Consider the following 17010-nt stretch of genomic DNA (forward strand, 5'->3'; position numbering starts at 1 on the left):
ACGGATGCCTGGTCATCGGAACCCTCTATTCATCCATTGAATGCGAGCGATCATGTCCCTAATCCAATTGATGCGGCGTATGTCCCCGTTGATCGTGCTCGGTGCCGTGATGAGCAGTGCCTACGCGTTGCCGCCGCAGGCGGTGGCGCCGGTGAAGCTGCCGCACGGCGGGCGCGGTGTCGACGGTCCGTTCTTTCCGGCCACGCGGGCGGCACCGGTGTTGCCGTCGACCGGCGCGGCGTTGCAGCAGCAGGCGCAGCAGCGCGTCGACGCGAGGCTCGGCGGCAATACCGTGCTGAGCAACGGTGCAGCCGTGACGAAGGCGCAGGCGCAGAGCAGCGGGCTCGGCTTCGTGTCGAAGCACTTCGACGAGATCGATGCGAAGCACACCGGCCGCGTGACGATGAGCGACGTACGGCAGTTCATCCGGCAGCGGCAGGTGCAGGCGCAGCAGGAACAGCAGGACGAGTGACGTAGCAGGCAGGACGGCGGCCGGTGCGGCTTTCCAGCGTACCGGCCGCCGAAATCGTCGGCGGGCGCGGGCTAAGGCGCGATCACCGTCATCCTGAACGGCCCGCCATGCTCCGCCGCATGCGCGACCGCGTCGTTCGCGTCGTCGAGCGCGAAGGCCGTCACGTCGAATTGTCCGAGGTCGAGCAGCCCGCCGCGGACGAGCCCGGTCATCAGCGTCACGGCTTGCGTTGGGTACATCCATTTGCCGCGCAGCGTGATGTCGTTGCGCATGATCCACGGATACGGCAGCTCGAGCCCGGCGCCGCCGAGCATGCCGACGCCGCCCATCAGCACCACGCGCCCGTACGGGCGAACCGCCATCACGGCCGCCCGCACCGTCGTCGCGGGCACCGACGGCGGCATCAGGTCGATCACGCAGTCGATCGGCCCCGGCGCCGCCTGCTGCATGCGGATACGGTCTCCGGTTTCGTCGCCGCTCAGTTCGACCGTGCGCACGCGGTCGCCGAAGCGGCGTTCGAGATCCGCAAGCACGCGCACGTTGCGGCCGGGCGCGACCACGCAGCGCGCGCCCATCGCCAGCGCCACCGCGACGCAGGCGCTGCCGAAATTGCCGGTCGCGCCGCTGATGAGCAGGATTTCGCCGGCGCGCAGGTCGGACGCCAGCAGTCCGCCGTAAGGCACGAGCAACGTATTGAGCGCGCACCAGCGTGCGGCGTCGGCCGACGCGATCGCGCCGATGCGCACCGCGTTCTCGGTCGGCACGCGCAGCCGCTCGGCGAACGGACCGTCGTGAAAGTAGCGCTGCAACTGCTTGCCGCCTTCGCCACGCGTGCTCCAGCCCTGCAGCACGATGTCGGGCATCCGTGCGTCGTCGCGCGAGCGTACGGTCGGGTCGCAGAACACCCAGTCGCCCGGCTGCAACTGCGTCGCGTCGGGGCCGGTTTGCCGGACTCGGCCGATCGCGCCGCAGCCGGGCACGATCGGCAGCTCGATCGGATAGCGGCGCTCGCCGCTGAACACTTCCCGCGCATAGGACAGAACCGGTGTCGCGACGACGTCCACGATGACTTCGCCGGTGCCGAGCACGGGGTCCGGCATCGTTTCGATCGCGAGCGGCCTGCCGAACGACTTCAGAATCGCAGCTTTCATGACGCTTCCTGACGGTGGGGATGCGTCGATTCTGGCAGGCTTAGAATCTGCAACAAGGCCCGGCGCGAGCCCAGGATCGGCCGATACCACCCTGCTCGGAGCGAACCCGATGACCGTCACCACGCGAACCCCGTTCGGCGATTTCCTGCGCTCGCGGCGCAAGAGGCTGCGCCCGGAGGCCGTCGGCCTGCACGACGGTCCGCGCCGCCGCACGCCCGGCCTGCGGCGCGAGGAAGTCGCGGAACTGGCCGGCATCGGCGTCGACTGGTACGTACGGCTCGAGCAGGGGCGCGACGTCAACCCGTCGGATGCGACGCTCGACGCACTGGCGCGCGCGTTGCGGCTCGACAAGGCCGAAGCTGTCCATCTGCGCACGCTCGCACGGCGCGATGGGGCCCGTGCGTTCGTGCCGGAACGCGTGCCGCCGACTCTGGCGCGGCTCGTCGCGCATCTTCAGCAGCCTGCGTACGTGACCGGCCGGCGCTGGGACATCCTCGCGTGGAATGCCGCCGCGGCCGACGTGCTCGGCTTCGACCGGCTCGCGCAAGCCGATCGCAACATCCTCGTCTACATGTTCGAGACGCCGCACGCGCGTGCGCTGTTCGCCGCGAGCTGGGCCGACGAGGCGCGGCGGATGATTGCGCTGTTTCGCACGAGCCACGATCTCTACGCGGGCGATCCGGCGTTCGTCGCACTGGTCGCGCGATTGCGCGCCGGCAGCGGCGAGTTCGCGCAATGGTGGGATGCGCATGACGTGCGCAGCGGCGTGTCGGGCGAGAAGGTGCTCGTGCATGCGCAACGCGGCACGCAGCGCTACGAGTACGCGACGTTCCAGGCGAACGACGATCCCGCGCTGAAGCTGGCGATCTATACGCCGGTGAATGGCGATGAAGAAACCTGATGCGGCTGCGGCCGGCGCCACCAGGCGGCCACGCAGCGAAGCATCGGCTTCATGCGCGACCGCGGATGGTCAGGCGTAATGGTGGGGAGCGGCTCAGGCCGCCCGTCGAGCGGACAGTCGATTCCACAGCATGCCGGAGCGGCTGCCGCTGCGGCAATACGCGAGCACCGGCTTCGGCAGCGTGTCGACCAGTGCGCCGAACGCGTCGACTTCCGCGTCGCCGATGCGGTCGCGCTCGACCGGCAGGTAGCGCGCGTCCATCCCCAGTTCGCGCGCGGCAGCGGCGATCTCCTCGAACGGCGGCTGATCCGCGCCTTCGCCATCCGGCCGGTTGCAGATCACCGCACGAAAGCCCGCATTGCGGATCGCCTTCAGGTCGGCCGGCGTGATCTGCCGCGATGCGGTGAAGCCGGTCGCCGCGGCCGCCCGGCATTGCTCGATCGCCCGCGCGAAACAGCCGATCGCGAAGTCGACGTCCTGCTCCGTCGTGAAACGCCCGAAACTGATGCGCACGGTACGCCCGGCCGTTTCCGCGTCGAGGCCGATCGCGGTCAGCACGTGGGACGGCGCGCCGCTGGTCGAATTGCAGGCTGAAGTGGACGACACGGCGAGCGCTTCGCCGAGCATGAACGGGAAGAAGCCCGGCGCATTGACCGTCAGGCTCAGCGTGTGCGGGATGCGGCGGGCGGCGGCCGCGTTCTGCGTGACGTCGCCGAGCGCGAACAGCGCCTCGGTGAGCCGCGCGCCGAGCGCGGCGATCCGCGCGGCTTCGCCGTCGAGTTTTTCGGCGGCGAGTTCGCACGCGAGGCCCATGCCGACGATCTGATGCGTCGCGAGCGTGCCCGAACGCAGCCCGCGCTCGTGGCCGCCGCCGTGAATCTGTGGCGCGATCCGGCTCGCGATCTCGCGGCGGACGAACAGCGCGCCGATGCCCTTGGGGCCGTACACCTTGTGGGCGGACATCGACATCATGTCGATGCCGAGCGCGCGCACGTCGATCGGCGTCTTGCCGAGCGCCTGCGCGGCGTCGACGTGGAGCAGCGCGCCGGCGGCGTGCACGATGCGGGCGATCGCACCGATGTCGGTCAGCGTGCCGATCTCGTTGTTCACGAGCATCAGCGACACGAGGCCGGTGTCGGGGCCGATCGCGGCCGCTACCGCGTCGGCGGTGATTTCGCCGTCGGCGTCGGGCTTCAGGAAGGTGACCTGCATGCCGTGCCTCGACAGGTTCGCCATCGTGTCGAGAACGGCCTTGTGTTCGAGGCGGCTCGTGATCAGATGGCGCTTGCCGGTCGCGTTTTCCGCATAGCCCTTCAGAGCGAGGTTGTTCGATTCGGTGGCGCCCGACGTCCAGACGATCTCGTCGGCGTGGGCGCCGATGAGCGCGGCGACCTGCGCCCGAGCGTGTTCGACCTTGTCTTTCGCGAGCCGACCGGCGGCGTGCGAACTGGATGCGGGGTTGCCGAAGATGCCGTCGAAGCCGAGGCAGGCCGTCATCGCCTCGATCACGCGGGGATCGGCGGGGGTCGTGGCTGCGTAGTCGAGGTAGTGCAGCGGGGTGGGTTCGGTCATGTCCGTCTCTTGCTCATTGCATGGTGACGGAAATGATACGGGGGGCGGAAGGGAAAAAGGATCCAAAGTTGGCTGACGATGCGGCTCAAAGTGGAATTATGTTTTCTCTATGTTGGAAATAGGGGAATTCGTTTCTCCGTGGCTTCGCTGGCCGGAATCGTCGCGATTACGTCGCCGCGTCGGGGCCGGGTTGGGTCGATAGCCGGTGCGCATCCCGCACCCATGCCAGCAGCGCCTGCTCGTACTTCGACGGAATCGTGACCGTGAGCGTTGTGAGGCGGGCGGCGTTACATGGCAGATCGAGATAGCGTCGCCAGGCTTTTCGCACAAGTTGCGACATCGCGGAGTGCGTCATGCCGAGTTCGGTGGCCAGCGCCCGCTGTGATCTGCCCTTCACGAAAATCTCGTGCAAGGCCCACTGGTTCAGCGGCTTGATCCGCGTATCCTGCATCCGCAACAGCAGGAACTGTTCGGCGGTCATGCGTCGGGTCGTCGGCATTCAGATTCGCCCCGAATGTTGAAGCGACGAGATCAATTCCGCGCCGCACGAAGTCTTGTGGCCGTCGAATGCGGCGGCCCCGCCTTCGATGTCGAAGGCCGGGTCGCCTTCGGCAATCGTGCAGGCGCCATGAATCGGACACGAGCACGCGTCGCCGATACGAGCGACCGCGCGTCCCATCACCGTGCTTTTTCGGGCGCCGGATTCGACCCGGCCGCCGTGGGTGTGCGTATCTTCTACCCGGATAATTCCCCGCATGGGATTCCGTCCTCCAAATGGTTTGAGGTCTGACGCGGCGATCACGGTCGGATGAAGCAATCTGCCGCACCGGTGTGCATCACCATGAATAGCCTTGCATGCCGTAGTTTGTGTCGTGTCGGCGCCCCCACCACGGCAGGTAGGCGTTGTTTCCGCCGCGTGCGCGGAACCAGTCCTTGTCGGGATCGATCGGCGTGAGCTTCGACGGTGGCAGGACGACGACCGCGACCGGGTGCTCCGGATCGGTCGTACCGGCGACGAGTGCGTTGCCACCGAAGTGATTGATCCGGCCGATGGCGAGCGCGACGTCGGTCAATGCGCTGCCTGTTCCCATGTCGCCGAGTAGCGCGGCCGTGTTGAATGTCTGCTTGCGGTAGTCGTATTCGGAAAGGGTTTCGGTCAAGGTCTGCGCGAGCACGGCAAGACGTGCCGACGATGCGTCGCTGCCCTTACCTGCGTCGTGGACGATGTAGTTGAGGTCAGGGACTGAGATGCCGGCGTTGCGTGCCGCTTGATCGATGGTCGCTTTCCACGCCTGCACGGCGCGGGTCGTGCCGACCTTCTTCGGAAAATCATGCGTGTTGCCGGTTGCGGCTTTGCCGATCCAGGCGAGCGGTTCGCGCTCGGTGTTGAACGTCGGACCGGCGAGGAACAGCGCGACAAGGTTCTCATTGATCTGTGCATCCGTGGGCGGGAAGTTGGGTGCGTCCCAGTTCACTACCCAGACGCTCTTGTCGGGGTTCGCCTGCAAGTAGTCCAGTGCGTTGTTCAGGGATGTGAATCCGGTGTTGGGGCCGCCCTGTGTGACTTGTACGTCGGGGAGCGTGTTGCGGCTCCACATCGTTGGAAAATACCGATTCCCGATCGAAAACGTCCTTCGAATCGAGTCCTGCAAGTAGCTTTGCGATTCGGCCGCGTCGAGTCGTTCCGGAATCGCAAGCTCGACACGGATGCCAGCCAACTCACGCCAGTCCCTTTTATCGTCAGGTTTGACCGTGTAGAAGTATTTCGCGTTGCTCGCGTAGCGTGAGTGAAGCAGTAGCGGAAATTTGGTCATGTACTTGCGATAGAACCCCCTGAATGTTTCTGCGCCTTCGTTGCCGTATGCGATACCCGCTACCGACTGGAGCGTCGTAAAGGACTTCGGATCGGTCCGCACCATGTCGTCGTTCTTGTTCGGAGACGCGAGTCCTTGCGTCCACAGCAGTTGCCATTCGGTCGGGTAGTCCATGCGTTGCAACGGATTCAACCAGATCAAACCTACGACCTGCGCGACGAATGGCTTCGCTGCTTCTTCCGCAGAGGGTTCCGCATGCGTTACAGGTTCCGTCGAAGGTGCCGCGTGCGCCGGCCGTACCGTGGCCGTGGTGAACAGAAGCACCATGAGCGCAGCCAGGCTGGGCACGACTAAAAATCGTTTCATCCAATCTCCTATTTCCAGTTGTGTCGGGTCTGGCTGTTCTACGTGCGCCATTAACGACGCCATGAGTACGGCCGTGATCATCCATGCTGCGAGCGCAACAGCGGCACGTCGCGGCCATGTCGCGATTAGTGCCTTCATATCGTGCCCCCGACCTTCAGATAGAACTGACCTTCTCGTTCATTCGTGATGGCATCCGGCATCTTGCCTTCGCTGCTCTCCGCATGTACCCATTCATGCATCGGAAGTTCGTCAAGTTTTCCGCGCACAAAGTACTCTGTGTATTTCTTGTTCGGGTTGTCGTCGGGAATACCGTCTTCCATCCGCCAATCGGCTTCAATCCGCAACGCATTCAATTGCTTGGGCGTCAGATAGCAAACCCCGATCGCCACATCGTACGCAAGTGCCTTTTTGGCATGATCCGGATTGGTCATCGTCGTGGAGTGATTTGTCGGGCTGTTGGTCGAGCCACGATCGAGCCAATCGACAATCTGCTTGTCGCGCCATTCCTTGTAGCCCTCCGGCATTTCGCTCTTGCCGTCCTCGCCGATCACGTGGCCGTCGCCATCGAGCCATTCCGTATTCAGCGTGCGCCGTGCCTCCATCCGCATCAGCGCGCGGTCCTCGTAACGCTGTCCGGCTTCGCTCTCTGCCGTACCTTGCGCGACGCTGTCCGCGTTCTTCGCCTCGTACTGATCGTAAGGATCGTCCGCGCGCTTGTCTGCCTCGCTCTTGCTTGCGTCACGCCATGCGGCTGGCGGATCGTTGCCTTCGTTGAAGTCGCTTTTTGCATTGCCGTCCTTCGTTTCGATGGGTTTGCCGAACCGCAACGCTTGCGGCGGGAACGGTTCGTCGAGTGCCGGCGCGTCCGCTACCACGGTCCAGCCCTTCGGCGGAAGGGCGTTCACGCGGAACATATTCAATGCCGAGCTGATCTGGGTCACGAAAAACATGATCGGCGCGGATGCAAGCGTGGCCGCCACCCCGAACACGGACTCGTTTCCCTTGAGCGCACCGATGAGATTGAACTTGGCAGGTGGCGAAGGCGGATACCAGAATCCCGACGTCTTTCCCTTTTGCCGATGCCGCCAGTCGTCTTCCCAATACTGATAGCGCTCCTGCACGCCAACCTGGAAGCCGGAGGCAAAGACGCGCTGCGTCAGCACGCCGGGGACGCTGATATCGTTCAGCTCGTTCTGGTCGATGCCGCGCCAGCCGATGCCTTGAACCGTGACCGCCGAAATCACCTGGTCGTGTGGACAGCAATACGCGGTGACGCGACCATATGTCGATCCGTTCAGGCCGTGGCGAGCCCGATCCTCTTGTGCCGTATAAGACCGCTTGCTGGTCGGCGATACCCGCTCGTTGGCCATGTCTTCATCGATCTTGCCGGCGGGCACTTCGTAGGCTTTGCGCGTGCCGGTGATCGACAGAAACTTGCCGAACGTTTTCGTGCGCGCGGCGTAGGTCTGCCGTCCGCGACGACCGCTGCCGTCCCTGGTCGCGCGTTGCGACCAGGTATCCATGAACGTATCGGATGGATTCGGGCCGTCTGCGCGCGCAAGGCTGTACGGCGCATTCGCCAGTACGTAGGCATCCGCCACGCAATGCCCGCTACGTCCCCACGGATCTTCGACATCGGGCAGTGCATCGCCGAAGAATGCCGCCGTCAGGCCCACGATGTTGCCCTGGCTATGGCATACGACGGTAATCGGCACGTCGGCCTGCATGCGGCGAATCGACTCGATCAGCCTCGCAAGGCGCAACGCCGCGAGTACGCCATATGCGCGGGGCGGCGCGCGATACAGCGGCCGGTTGGTCGGGTTGATCCCCTGGACGGTCAACCACCCGGCTGCGCGGTCGTCGAGGCCGCCGTGCCAGAGATCGGGCAGGCTCGCGCAGCCGTTCGTGAACGGACCGCCGCCCCAATAGTCCTTCTCGTTCAGGAAAATCTTGTCGCCGTACTCTTTCAGTTCTGCGGCGGTTGCCCGATAGCCCCATCGGAAATGAATGACGGGCGAGAACGACGGGTCAGATTTGATGTAGTTGCCGGACCAAAACTTCGGATTCAGAAACCCATCTGGCGTCACGCTTTCCGTGTACTTCGCCGGCACCAGCTGCCCGGCGTCGATGCCGTGATACATCAATTGATCGTCCAGCCGCCCGAGCCGGCGATTCAGGCCATCGCACAGCCCTTGCTCGGCGGCTTCGAACCATTCGCCCTCGGAATTCACACCATGGACGAAGATGACGACACCAGGCAACGGCATTTTCTTGATGCAGATCAGCCGGGTGTCTTTCGTCCACATCGAGACCCCGTCGCTCCGACCGACGACGATCTGAGGTGGCTCCGGGCGCGGCGCAGCCGCGTCGGGCACGTCGCCCGTCGCGGCGTGCTCGTCGGTGCGTGCGTCCTCTTCCGGCCGAGGACCGAGAGATGAATCAATCATCGGGACTCCTGCGCTTGCGTTAAACATTCTTCTTGGTGAACTGCACCGCCAGCCTCTCGAACCGGTCGGTATAGACCGCCGGCAGTTCCCCGGCCGTGTCGGTCGTCATATTCGACAGCGTTCCCGATGCCTTTCGGATCTGTCCTTCGAATCCCGGCGCCGCGTTACCGTCCGTCGGCCGGATCAGCTTCGGGATGCGGCCGAGCGGACTTTGATCGAATGTCGGCAGGTCGACGCTCATGCTGGCGGGGCCGTCCCACGCATGACCATTGGATTTCACGGTGAACTTGCCGGGGCAACCCAGTTCGATATCGCTGCCACGCAGCTTGAGATACGCGCCGCCGGATGTGACGAATACGACTTCGTCGCTCGCCGTGCCGGCAAGCTTGCCGTCGGCCGCGGTCAACTGGATGTTTTTGCCAGACTCGATTTGCGTGTCGTCGTGCTGCGATTGAAGGGCCACTTTCCCCCGATGCGCGATCGCCGAGACACCGTCGCCGTGCGCGAACATTGCGACGCCATGCCCGGCATGCAGATTGATTCGCTCGCCGCTCGTGATTTGCATGTGTTGCTGCGCGATCTGATCGATGTTCTCGCCCGCATACATGACGTGCGTTTTCGGCGTGACGTTCAGCGACCCCGCTTGTGCACCGAACGCCATGAACGCGGATGCGTCGTCGGTGGCTCCGGATTCCGACCGGCCGGGTTTCCAGTGACGGAATGCGTTGGCGATGTTGTCCTGGCCGGCCGTGTCGGCGGATTGCCCACCGTGCTGGCCGGCGTGATCGCCGAGCGACTTGAACAGCGCTGTGCATTGATCGAGCAAATGGATCAGCTCATCGCGATCGAGCTGACCACCGGTTGCATGCGACCGCGCATAGGTCGTCAGCAGCATGCCCTGGGCGGCGCGCAACGCCGCGGCGGCGTCGGTGCGCAGCTCCGCGCCTTCGCCTCGATCGTCCCCGTGTCCGTCCACGCGCGGCTGCGTCAGGTAGCCGAGATTCAATTGGGTATGCGCATGTTCGCTTGCCAACTGCGCGGAGATTTGCGATGGCGTATCGTCCAGGCGAAGCTGGTTGTGCCGGCGGCCCTTGATCTCCCGCGTCTTGATCCCGGACACGTAGCGATTGCCCGGCAGCGCGCCGGTATCGCTGAAAGTCGCGGGTGGATTCGCGCCGTTGCTCAACACGCCGATGATCACCAGACGGTCCGGATCGCCCGACAGGCTCCCCAGCAGGACCTCCATCCCGACACGCGGCAGGAACAGCGCTCCGAAGCATTCGCCCGCGAGACTCGCCGCGACGCGAATCGGCGCGCTGTCGCCGGCCAGACCGTTCGTGCCGGCGCCTTGCGCGTGCGCATGGTCCGCCGGATCCAGCCCGTGAATCTGCACACGCACGCGGCCGGCCTTGTCGCAAAACACCTCTTCACCTTGCGTGCCGACGATCGTGCCGGTCAGCAGGTGAACCGGCGGCACGTCGATCGCCGGATCGTAGGCGGGCTTCAGCGGCACACCGCGTTGCACGCACGTGAAACTGTTCTCGTAGCGCGTGTCCGTTGATCCCGATGCATCGGGCCGCGGGGCGGTCGGCGTCAGGTTGCGGCTTGCCGCGAACAGCCCGCTTGTGCGGCCCGACAGGTCTTTCGGCAGGTTGTTCCAGATGGCGTGTCGAATCGACGTGGCGACGAACCGACGACGATCGATCGACTTCATATCCAGCTCGGGGTCGCCCGCCAGCGTGAATCCGTGCCCCACCAGCATGTCGCGCACGGTGCCGATGCCTTCGAAGCGCGCGGCTTCGAACTGATGGGCCAGCATCCGGTCGTGCGCGATGCGCGCGTGATCGTTCCACGAGTCGCCGACGTGCGGGATGTCGATCGCGACGTCGGTCAGCAGGCGCGCAAGATCGTTGCCCGACTCGCCCTGGTCGAGGCCGGTGACGGCCTCGAAGTCGTCCATACGAGCGGTCTTGTAATCCCACGACGGGCGGCGGACCTTGCCGGGCGACAGGCTCTGGTCGTACGCAAAGAGGGTGACGGTGTCACGTTGCTCGACGCCGGCGTCGCGCGGGTGAAGGCGCACGGTGCCGGCCGGTGCGTCCGGCAGACGATGCGGATCGTCGCAGAACACGAGCGTGTGAATTGGCCGCTCATCGGTCACGCTGCGCCTTCCGTCGACCGGCGCGGCCTTTGCAAAGACCGTGATGCCTTCCCGGCGCAGCAGACGCCGGATGAAGCGTGCGTCGGATTCGTTGACCTGCCGCGTCAGTTCGCGTGCGGGATACCGATCGGCCCGCAATGCCGACAGGTCGAAATCGAACGCTCGCGCGAGTGCGGGGCTACGCTGTTTCCACTCGTTCATCAGCGTCGCGAGAATGTCCGGCACGCTGCGCGAGCGGAACAGGCGGGCGTTCGTGCGACGGTCCATCAGTGAAAGGGCGTCGCAAACGTGCAGCTGATAGACGGTCAGTTCGCCGTCGGATTGACCGGCTCGCACGTCGCGCACAATCGCGTTGATCGCCTGGATGTTGCCGCGATCGGTCGTCAGCCGGACCGATACGGGCAAACCGAGAAACAGCGCAGGCGGCAGATGATCGTAGGTCGACACGCAGGTCAGTTGCCCTTCGATGCCGGACATCAGTCCCTCGCGGATGTCGGCGTGATGGAGCGCCAGCAGATGGCCGACCGCACGTTGCGCCTGCCCGAAATGCAGGGAGACTGGACGCTTGTTCAGGTCGACCAGACCCGACGCAAAGTTTCTCAAAGTTGCTGCTATCGACATAACGACAATCTCGTTATTTTTTGTTTCTAATTCGGATGGGTTCGCATCCGCCTCGCAGGGTGGTAATGCGACGGCACTTGGAATTTCGGTGCGAAGAATATCAAGCTATTTTTATCTTTAACTAATATTTTTTATTTTGAGATGGGAAATAATTTCTTTTGAAGCAATGGTTAATGTTTGGTGGGTTTGAGTGGTGTTTTTTGTTCGGATGGGAATATGTCGAGTCGATTGTTCTGGATTGGTATTTGTCGTACCTCGTTTTCCAATATCGTCTAAATGGGTGATTTTTTGTCAGGACATGATTGAATTGGAAGTTGAAGATTCGGAATTGTCCCGAATCGAAATGAGCAACGACACGTCACGCCATTGAAATCGGTGCGAACGGGGCTTGTGCACCGGCGCGCGGTGTGTACGCCCGCCGATCGGATGCCGGAAAAGGCATCTTTCAACGTACGAATTCGCGGCCGGATGGTTCGGTTGCCCAGGTGAATGGCGGGCTGGATTCGGATGAATTCCGCGAGTCGGGCGATGGCGCGGGACGCCTTTGCGGATGGCCGATGGGTGCCGCTGCTCGCTTTCCGTCGGTTGTTGTCGCCAAGGCAACACGGTAGTGTTGCCTTGGCCGTTGACGTGCCGCCGGGCCGACAAGGAATCTACGACGACGCGTACCGGCATCGACGGATTTCGAACGGCGGGTGCGTTGCCGATCATTCCACCCTATAGTGCTCGTCGTTGTTCGATCTGGACGCAATCGGGAGTTCGTCGTGTTTCACCGGAAATTCAAATTGGGTTGTTCGCGCTTCGCGTGCATCGTCGCCGTGACGACGATGCTGGCGCCCGTCGCGGCACATGCAGAGGGAGCGGCCGGCGACGCCCCGACGCACGTCGCGTCGGCTGTCGATCACGACATGTCGCCGGCACGACCGATTGTCGGCGACGATCCGGTTGCCATCCGGGAGGCGCTGCGGAAGGTGCACGCCAGCACGCTCCCACCTTCGTTGCGCGACCGGGTTCGCGGCGCGGTCGCCGGTGCCGCCGGCCGGCACGGCTCGAACCCCGACCTGGCGGCCGTCGGTCTGGATCGTGACGTGACCTTCGTGGTGCCGGTGCGGTACGGGCTGAGATACCGGTCGCGGCGGCAGCTGCTGACGCTTGATGTCGACCTGTTCGATGCGGAGCGCGACGGCCGGGACGGCATCCTGCTCAGCAAGGTGACGAAGGGGCCGCGCGGGCGCGGGCTCGTGATCGCACCGGAAGCGAAGGCGAAAGGGTACGTCCAGCACGTCGACATCATCGAGCTCGACGCCGGACAAGGCAAAAAGACCACGGTTCGGAGCCGCTTGCGGCTTTCGCCCGCCGAATACGCGCAAACGCACGGCGACTTCGCACTGGTTTTTTCCGGACGCCTGGTTCGGCCTTACCTGACCGAACAAACCGAACATGCCGATCCGAGTATCGAGGAGCCGACGGACATTTCGACGCGGATCTCCACGTTGCACATGGATCTCCGCGACATCTGGCTGGTGAGTCCGTCGAGCGGCGTCGTGGTGTCGAAGAAGTTGCGGCTGTCGAAGTAGCGGGTTTCGGCGGGCGGGCCATGCCGGCGCGCGGGTGGGGAAGGGCTGGATCAGCGAAGCCATCCGGCCGCAGAACCACTTTCCGAGGCTGCCTGTTCAACATCGGTGGCGATGCGATAACCAAAGTCGGTCCTGTCCTTGGACGATATTTTTCCTGGTAAGTGAGCGGTAAGTCGACTGGTCCTACAGTAGCCCCCGTTTTGACCGCCGACTCCAGGAAAACGATTGTGAAAATTGCCTCCCGCCGCGAACGCCCGTTATTGTTGCTTGCCGCTTCATTTGCACTTTCATCTATTTCCGCGTGGGCGGACGAGGGCACGAACCCACCCGACCCCGACAATACGGGGCTGACCATCCTCGACCACGCGACGAACGTCACGCATTGGGGGCTCGGCGCCGGCGTCGGCATCGAGCCATCGGTCTACAAGGGCGACGGCACCCGCGTGTTGCCTTTTCCGCTGGTCTACTTCGACAACAAATGGGTGCAGGCCATCGGCACCACGGTCGATCTGAAAATCGGCAGCTGGAGCGGCGTCAGTGTCGCACTTCGTGGCCAGTTCTCGCTGTTCGACGGATACAAAGGCTCGGACGCACCGATCCTGAACGGCATGGAAAATCGCAAGGGCGCGTTATGGTACGGCCCTGCACTGTCATGGAGCACGCGCTTCGGCACCTTGTCGGGCAGTTTCCTGCTCGGCGGCAACAAGGGCGAGCGCGCGAAGATCGGCTTCGAGAAGGCGTTCGCCCTCGGCGCGTTCTCGATCGCGCCGCATGTCGGCGTGGAATGGCTGAGCGACAAATACGTCGACTACTATTACGGCGTGCGACCATCCGAGGCGCGTGCCTGGCGTGCCGCATACAGTGCGGGTTCCGCCGTGAACGTATCGGCCGGCACCCGTGTCGACTACCGGCTGACGAAGCAGCAGACGATTTTCGTGGACGTGGGCGTGTCGCGTCTCGGCGACGGCATCACCGACAGTCCGCTCGTCGGCAGACGGTTCGTTCCCGAGGCCAGAATCGGCTACATGTATCGGTTCAAGTGAGTGCGAGTATGCCAAGAGTGGCGATTGTCGAGGATCACGAGCGCCTGGCCGGCCTGTTGGCACAGGCCCTGGCCGCAGCCGGGATCGAATCCGATCGGTTCGGTAATGCTCGGGAAGCCGCCTACGGTGTCGAGCGGGCCGACTATGCGCTGCTGATCGTCGACCGCGGATTGCCCGACGGAGACGGCCTGGCGTTCTTGCGGACGCTGCGTGCGGTGGGGCGCATGATGCCTTGCCTGATGCTGACGGCACGCGATGCGTTGCATGACCGCATCGACGGGCTCGAAAGCGGCGCCGACGACTATGTGACCAAGCCGTTCGAAATGAGCGAACTCGTCGCCCGCGTGCGCACGCTGATGCGGCGCCCGGCGCTGCTCACGACCCTCGTCGCATCGTTCGCGGACGTGACCGTGGACCCGGCCCAGCGCGCGATGCGCTGTGGCGATCGGACGGTACTGCTGGCGCCGGCCGAACTGCAGGTCATGCTCTGCCTGATCGAAGCCGGGGGGCGGACCGTCCGGCATTCGATACTCGAGCATGCCGCATGGGGGCTCGCGGAGGCGGTCACGCCGAACGCGCTCGAGGTGACCGTGCACCGCTTGCGCAAGAAACTGACGGCGATCGGCGCCACGATGCGGCTCACCAATATCCGCGGCGCCGGCTTCGCGCTGCGGGGCGCGTGACGATGCTTCGCCGCGCGTCGCCCGTTGCCACTCCCTCGTAAGAAAACCGCCATGTTCCGTCATTGGATCCTGCGCCTGTCGACGCGTCTATGGGTGACCAACGTCGTCGCGTTCGCCGTCAGCCTGGCGCTGCTGTCCGCGCTTTCCATGTATTTTCTCGCTCGATATCCGGAACTCCTCGGGCGGCGCCAGCAGATGGAGAGCATCCGTCATATCGAGGCCGGCATGCGCTTCGACGCGACCGGGCGGCCGGTATCGGTGCGATTGGGCGAGCGTCCGGCGGCGATGTTCCGGCTCTTGCCAACCGACGCGATGTACCGCGTGCTCGATGCGACGGGGAAGGTGTTGCTGGCGTCGGCGCCGTCGAACGGGGATCGGCCGTGGCTGACGGAGGATCTCGCGACGGCGGCCGGCAAGGTATTGCCCGTCACGATCGACGGCAAGGCGTATGCGATCGCGACGCAGCGCGCGTCGAACGGTAGCGTCGTCCATTACGTGCAGGTGGCGCAAAGCAGGCAACTCGTCGATGCACTCGTCATGACGAGGGTCGACCCGATACCGAAGACCGTCGCTTATGTGCTGGTCATCGCGACCATCATTTTTGGACTGACGCTGCCGTTGACGATCGGTCACGTGCTGAAGCCGTTGCGGGAGGTATCGCGTGCCGCGCGGGAAATCGAGCCGCGCAATCTGAAAACGCGGCTGTCTTCGGCCGGGATTCCCAGCGAGATCAAGCCGCTGATCGATGCGTTCAACGACGCACTGAGCCGGCTCGAGAATGGCTTCGCCGTTCAGCAGCAGTTTCTGGCCGACGCCGCGCACGAGTTGCAGACACCGCTCACGCTGGTCAGAGGGCAGATCGAACTGCAACCCGACATCAGTCAGAAAGCGCTGTTGCTTCGCGAGATCGACCTGATGGCCCGGCAAGTGAAGCAACTGCTGCATCTGGCCGAAGTCAGCGAAGCGCAGAACTTCAGCTTCGGCGACGTGAACGGCGACGAGGTCGCGCGAGACGCCGTGAGTTTGCTGGCCGGCAAGGCCGATGCGAAGCAGGTGAAGCTCCATATCGAAGCGCGCGATTCCGCGTCGCCGATACGCGCGGATGGCGGGGCGCTTTTCATCCTGCTCAAGAACTTTCTTGAGAATGCGATCAACGCGTCGCCGTCGGGCGGTGTCGTCGTGCTGACCGTTCTCGAGACGGCGATTCATGTCGACGATGAAGGGCCGGGCATTCGGCGGGAGCATCTTCCGCTGCTCTTCGACCGATACTGGCGGGCGCCGGATTCGCGGTATGACGGCGCCGGTCTCGGGCTGGCGATCTGCAAGGAGATCGCCGACGCTCATCAATGGAAGCTGACGGTCGATGTGCTGGCAACGGGCGCGCGGTTCAGTGTCTGGTTTTAGTTGGCGCGGAAGGTCGTGTGTGACCGGGTTCCCCTCGGTACAGGGGCCGGATCGGAGAGACGTCCGGTCGAAGCGTGGTTTTTCCTGAGGGCCTTGTTCGACGTCAGATTTTCGCTATAATGGAACTGCGTTCGGAATGACGAACGCGAGAATTCAAGCATCCAGAGTCGGGTCATCCGACGCCAACCTGCCCTCCCGGGCAAGGTGGACGCCCTCGAGGCGATGCGGCCGATTGACGGCAACGAAGCGGGAGCAGCATGGCTGGCACCGGTTCGATAACCATTCATCCGGAGCAACCATGAGCCAAGTTTCCTCCGCTTCCCGCCCGACGGTCTGTGAAGACTGGTCGCACTTCCTTCCCGGTTTCACGTTGACGCATACGGTTCATCTCGTTTCGAGACGGATTCCGGGCATCGTTTCAACCGCGGAGGCCGTCCTCGAAGGTGAAACGGCTACGGTCGATCGGTGGGCCATTACTCGCTGTGGCGACGTTCTCGAACAAAAGATCGTGCTCGGCGAAATGACGGAAGGGCAAGCAGTGCGGCTGCGTGAAAGGCTTGCCGCGCTGGAGGGGGTGCTTCGGGCGCGGGTGGAGCATCATTTCGTTCGGGCGGGGGCGGCGCGTTAGGCGATGTGTGGGCATCGTCGCTGTATCGGCGGCAGGGGGCACCGGAGGTATCCGGAATTTCGTGTGTGAGGCGGGTTGAGATTCAGACTCCAATGTTGAATCGTTCCGGGTAAAGCAGTGCGAACTGCGTCATCGCGCTCTTCCAATCGTGCCGGGAGCCGGTCCACTTG

Annotated in this window: 14 protein-coding genes and 1 riboswitch; of the genes, 7 read left to right on the plus strand and 7 right to left on the minus strand. The window is 63.9% G+C overall.

The window, feature by feature from the left end; genetic code table 11:
- The first annotated feature begins 79 nt into the window (after positions 1 to 79).
- Positions 80 to 472, plus strand: coding sequence for a 2-oxoglutarate dehydrogenase (locus C4B30_RS31600; protein WP_227789689.1), 393 nt, complete (start codon positions 80 to 82; stop codon positions 470 to 472).
- Positions 473 to 543: 71 nt separating this feature from the next.
- Here C4B30_RS31600 and C4B30_RS31605 read toward each other — a convergent pair whose 3' ends face one another.
- Positions 544 to 1623 (minus strand): alcohol dehydrogenase catalytic domain-containing protein, encoded by a 1080-nt coding sequence (locus C4B30_RS31605; RefSeq protein WP_105133443.1) that lies wholly within the window; start codon positions 1621 to 1623, stop codon positions 544 to 546.
- Between the two features lie 109 nt (positions 1624 to 1732).
- Here C4B30_RS31605 and C4B30_RS31610 point away from each other — a divergent pair, with 109 nt between their 5' ends.
- Positions 1733 to 2524 carry a helix-turn-helix transcriptional regulator gene (locus C4B30_RS31610; RefSeq protein ID WP_105133444.1) on the plus strand — a complete coding sequence of 264 codons (792 nt, stop codon included), beginning with the start codon at positions 1733 to 1735 and terminating at the stop codon, positions 2522 to 2524.
- Between the two features lie 93 nt (positions 2525 to 2617).
- Here C4B30_RS31610 and C4B30_RS31615 read toward each other — a convergent pair whose 3' ends face one another.
- The 6 genes from C4B30_RS31615 to C4B30_RS31640 all read right to left on the minus strand — a co-directional run bounded on the left by C4B30_RS31615 (position 2618) and on the right by C4B30_RS31640 (position 11505).
- Positions 2618 to 4096, minus strand: a complete 1479-nt coding sequence (locus C4B30_RS31615) for an aminotransferase class V-fold PLP-dependent enzyme (protein ID WP_105133445.1) — start codon at positions 4094 to 4096, stop codon at positions 2618 to 2620.
- A gap of 166 nt (positions 4097 to 4262) precedes the next feature.
- Positions 4263 to 4577 carry a TrfB-related DNA-binding protein gene (locus C4B30_RS31620; RefSeq protein WP_105133454.1) on the minus strand — a complete coding sequence of 105 codons (315 nt, stop codon included), beginning with the start codon at positions 4575 to 4577 and terminating at the stop codon, positions 4263 to 4265.
- A gap of 18 nt (positions 4578 to 4595) precedes the next feature.
- Positions 4596 to 4853 (minus strand): PAAR domain-containing protein, encoded by a 258-nt coding sequence (locus C4B30_RS31625; protein WP_027813632.1) that lies wholly within the window; start codon positions 4851 to 4853, stop codon positions 4596 to 4598.
- Positions 4854 to 4932: 79 nt separating this feature from the next.
- Entirely contained in the window at positions 4933 to 6276 is a 1344-nt protein-coding gene (locus C4B30_RS31630) for a virulence factor (RefSeq protein WP_105133446.1), read from the minus strand.
- 134 nt (positions 6277 to 6410) lie between these two features.
- Positions 6411 to 8723, minus strand: a complete 2313-nt coding sequence (locus C4B30_RS31635; protein WP_442778468.1) for a T6SS effector phospholipase Tle3 domain-containing protein — start codon at positions 8721 to 8723, stop codon at positions 6411 to 6413.
- A 19-nt stretch (positions 8724 to 8742) separates the two neighbouring features.
- Complete coding sequence (locus C4B30_RS31640; protein ID WP_105133448.1) at positions 8743 to 11505, minus strand: type VI secretion system Vgr family protein; 2763 nt, start codon at positions 11503 to 11505, stop codon at positions 8743 to 8745.
- Positions 11506 to 12269: 764 nt separating this feature from the next.
- Here C4B30_RS31640 and C4B30_RS31645 point away from each other — a divergent pair.
- From C4B30_RS31645 to C4B30_RS35455, 5 genes are all read left to right on the plus strand, one after another.
- The gene (locus C4B30_RS31645; protein ID WP_105133449.1) at positions 12270 to 13082 is read left to right on the plus strand and encodes a hypothetical protein; all 813 of its coding nucleotides are present in this window, start codon (positions 12270 to 12272) and stop codon (positions 13080 to 13082) included.
- Positions 13083 to 13309: 227 nt separating this feature from the next.
- On the plus strand, positions 13310 to 14125 hold the full coding sequence (locus C4B30_RS31650) for a MipA/OmpV family protein (RefSeq protein ID WP_105133450.1): 816 nt from the start codon (positions 13310 to 13312) through the stop codon (positions 14123 to 14125).
- Positions 14126 to 14133: 8 nt separating this feature from the next.
- Positions 14134 to 14808, plus strand: coding sequence for a response regulator transcription factor (locus C4B30_RS31655; RefSeq protein WP_105133451.1), 675 nt, complete (start codon positions 14134 to 14136; stop codon positions 14806 to 14808).
- Between the two features lie 51 nt (positions 14809 to 14859).
- The gene (locus tag C4B30_RS31660; RefSeq protein ID WP_105133452.1) at positions 14860 to 16212 is read left to right on the plus strand and encodes a sensor histidine kinase; all 1353 of its coding nucleotides are present in this window, start codon (positions 14860 to 14862) and stop codon (positions 16210 to 16212) included.
- A gap of 152 nt (positions 16213 to 16364) precedes the next feature.
- A riboswitch (SAM-I-IV-variant riboswitch) is annotated at positions 16365 to 16468 on the plus strand.
- Between the two features lie 42 nt (positions 16469 to 16510).
- The gene (locus tag C4B30_RS35455; protein WP_152777963.1) at positions 16511 to 16840 is read left to right on the plus strand and encodes a hypothetical protein; all 330 of its coding nucleotides are present in this window, start codon (positions 16511 to 16513) and stop codon (positions 16838 to 16840) included.
- The last annotated feature ends 170 nt before the right edge of the window (positions 16841 to 17010 follow it).

It is taken from the genome of Burkholderia sp. BE12 (genome assembly GCF_002959955.1).
GTDB lineage: Bacteria > Pseudomonadota > Gammaproteobacteria > Burkholderiales > Burkholderiaceae > Burkholderia.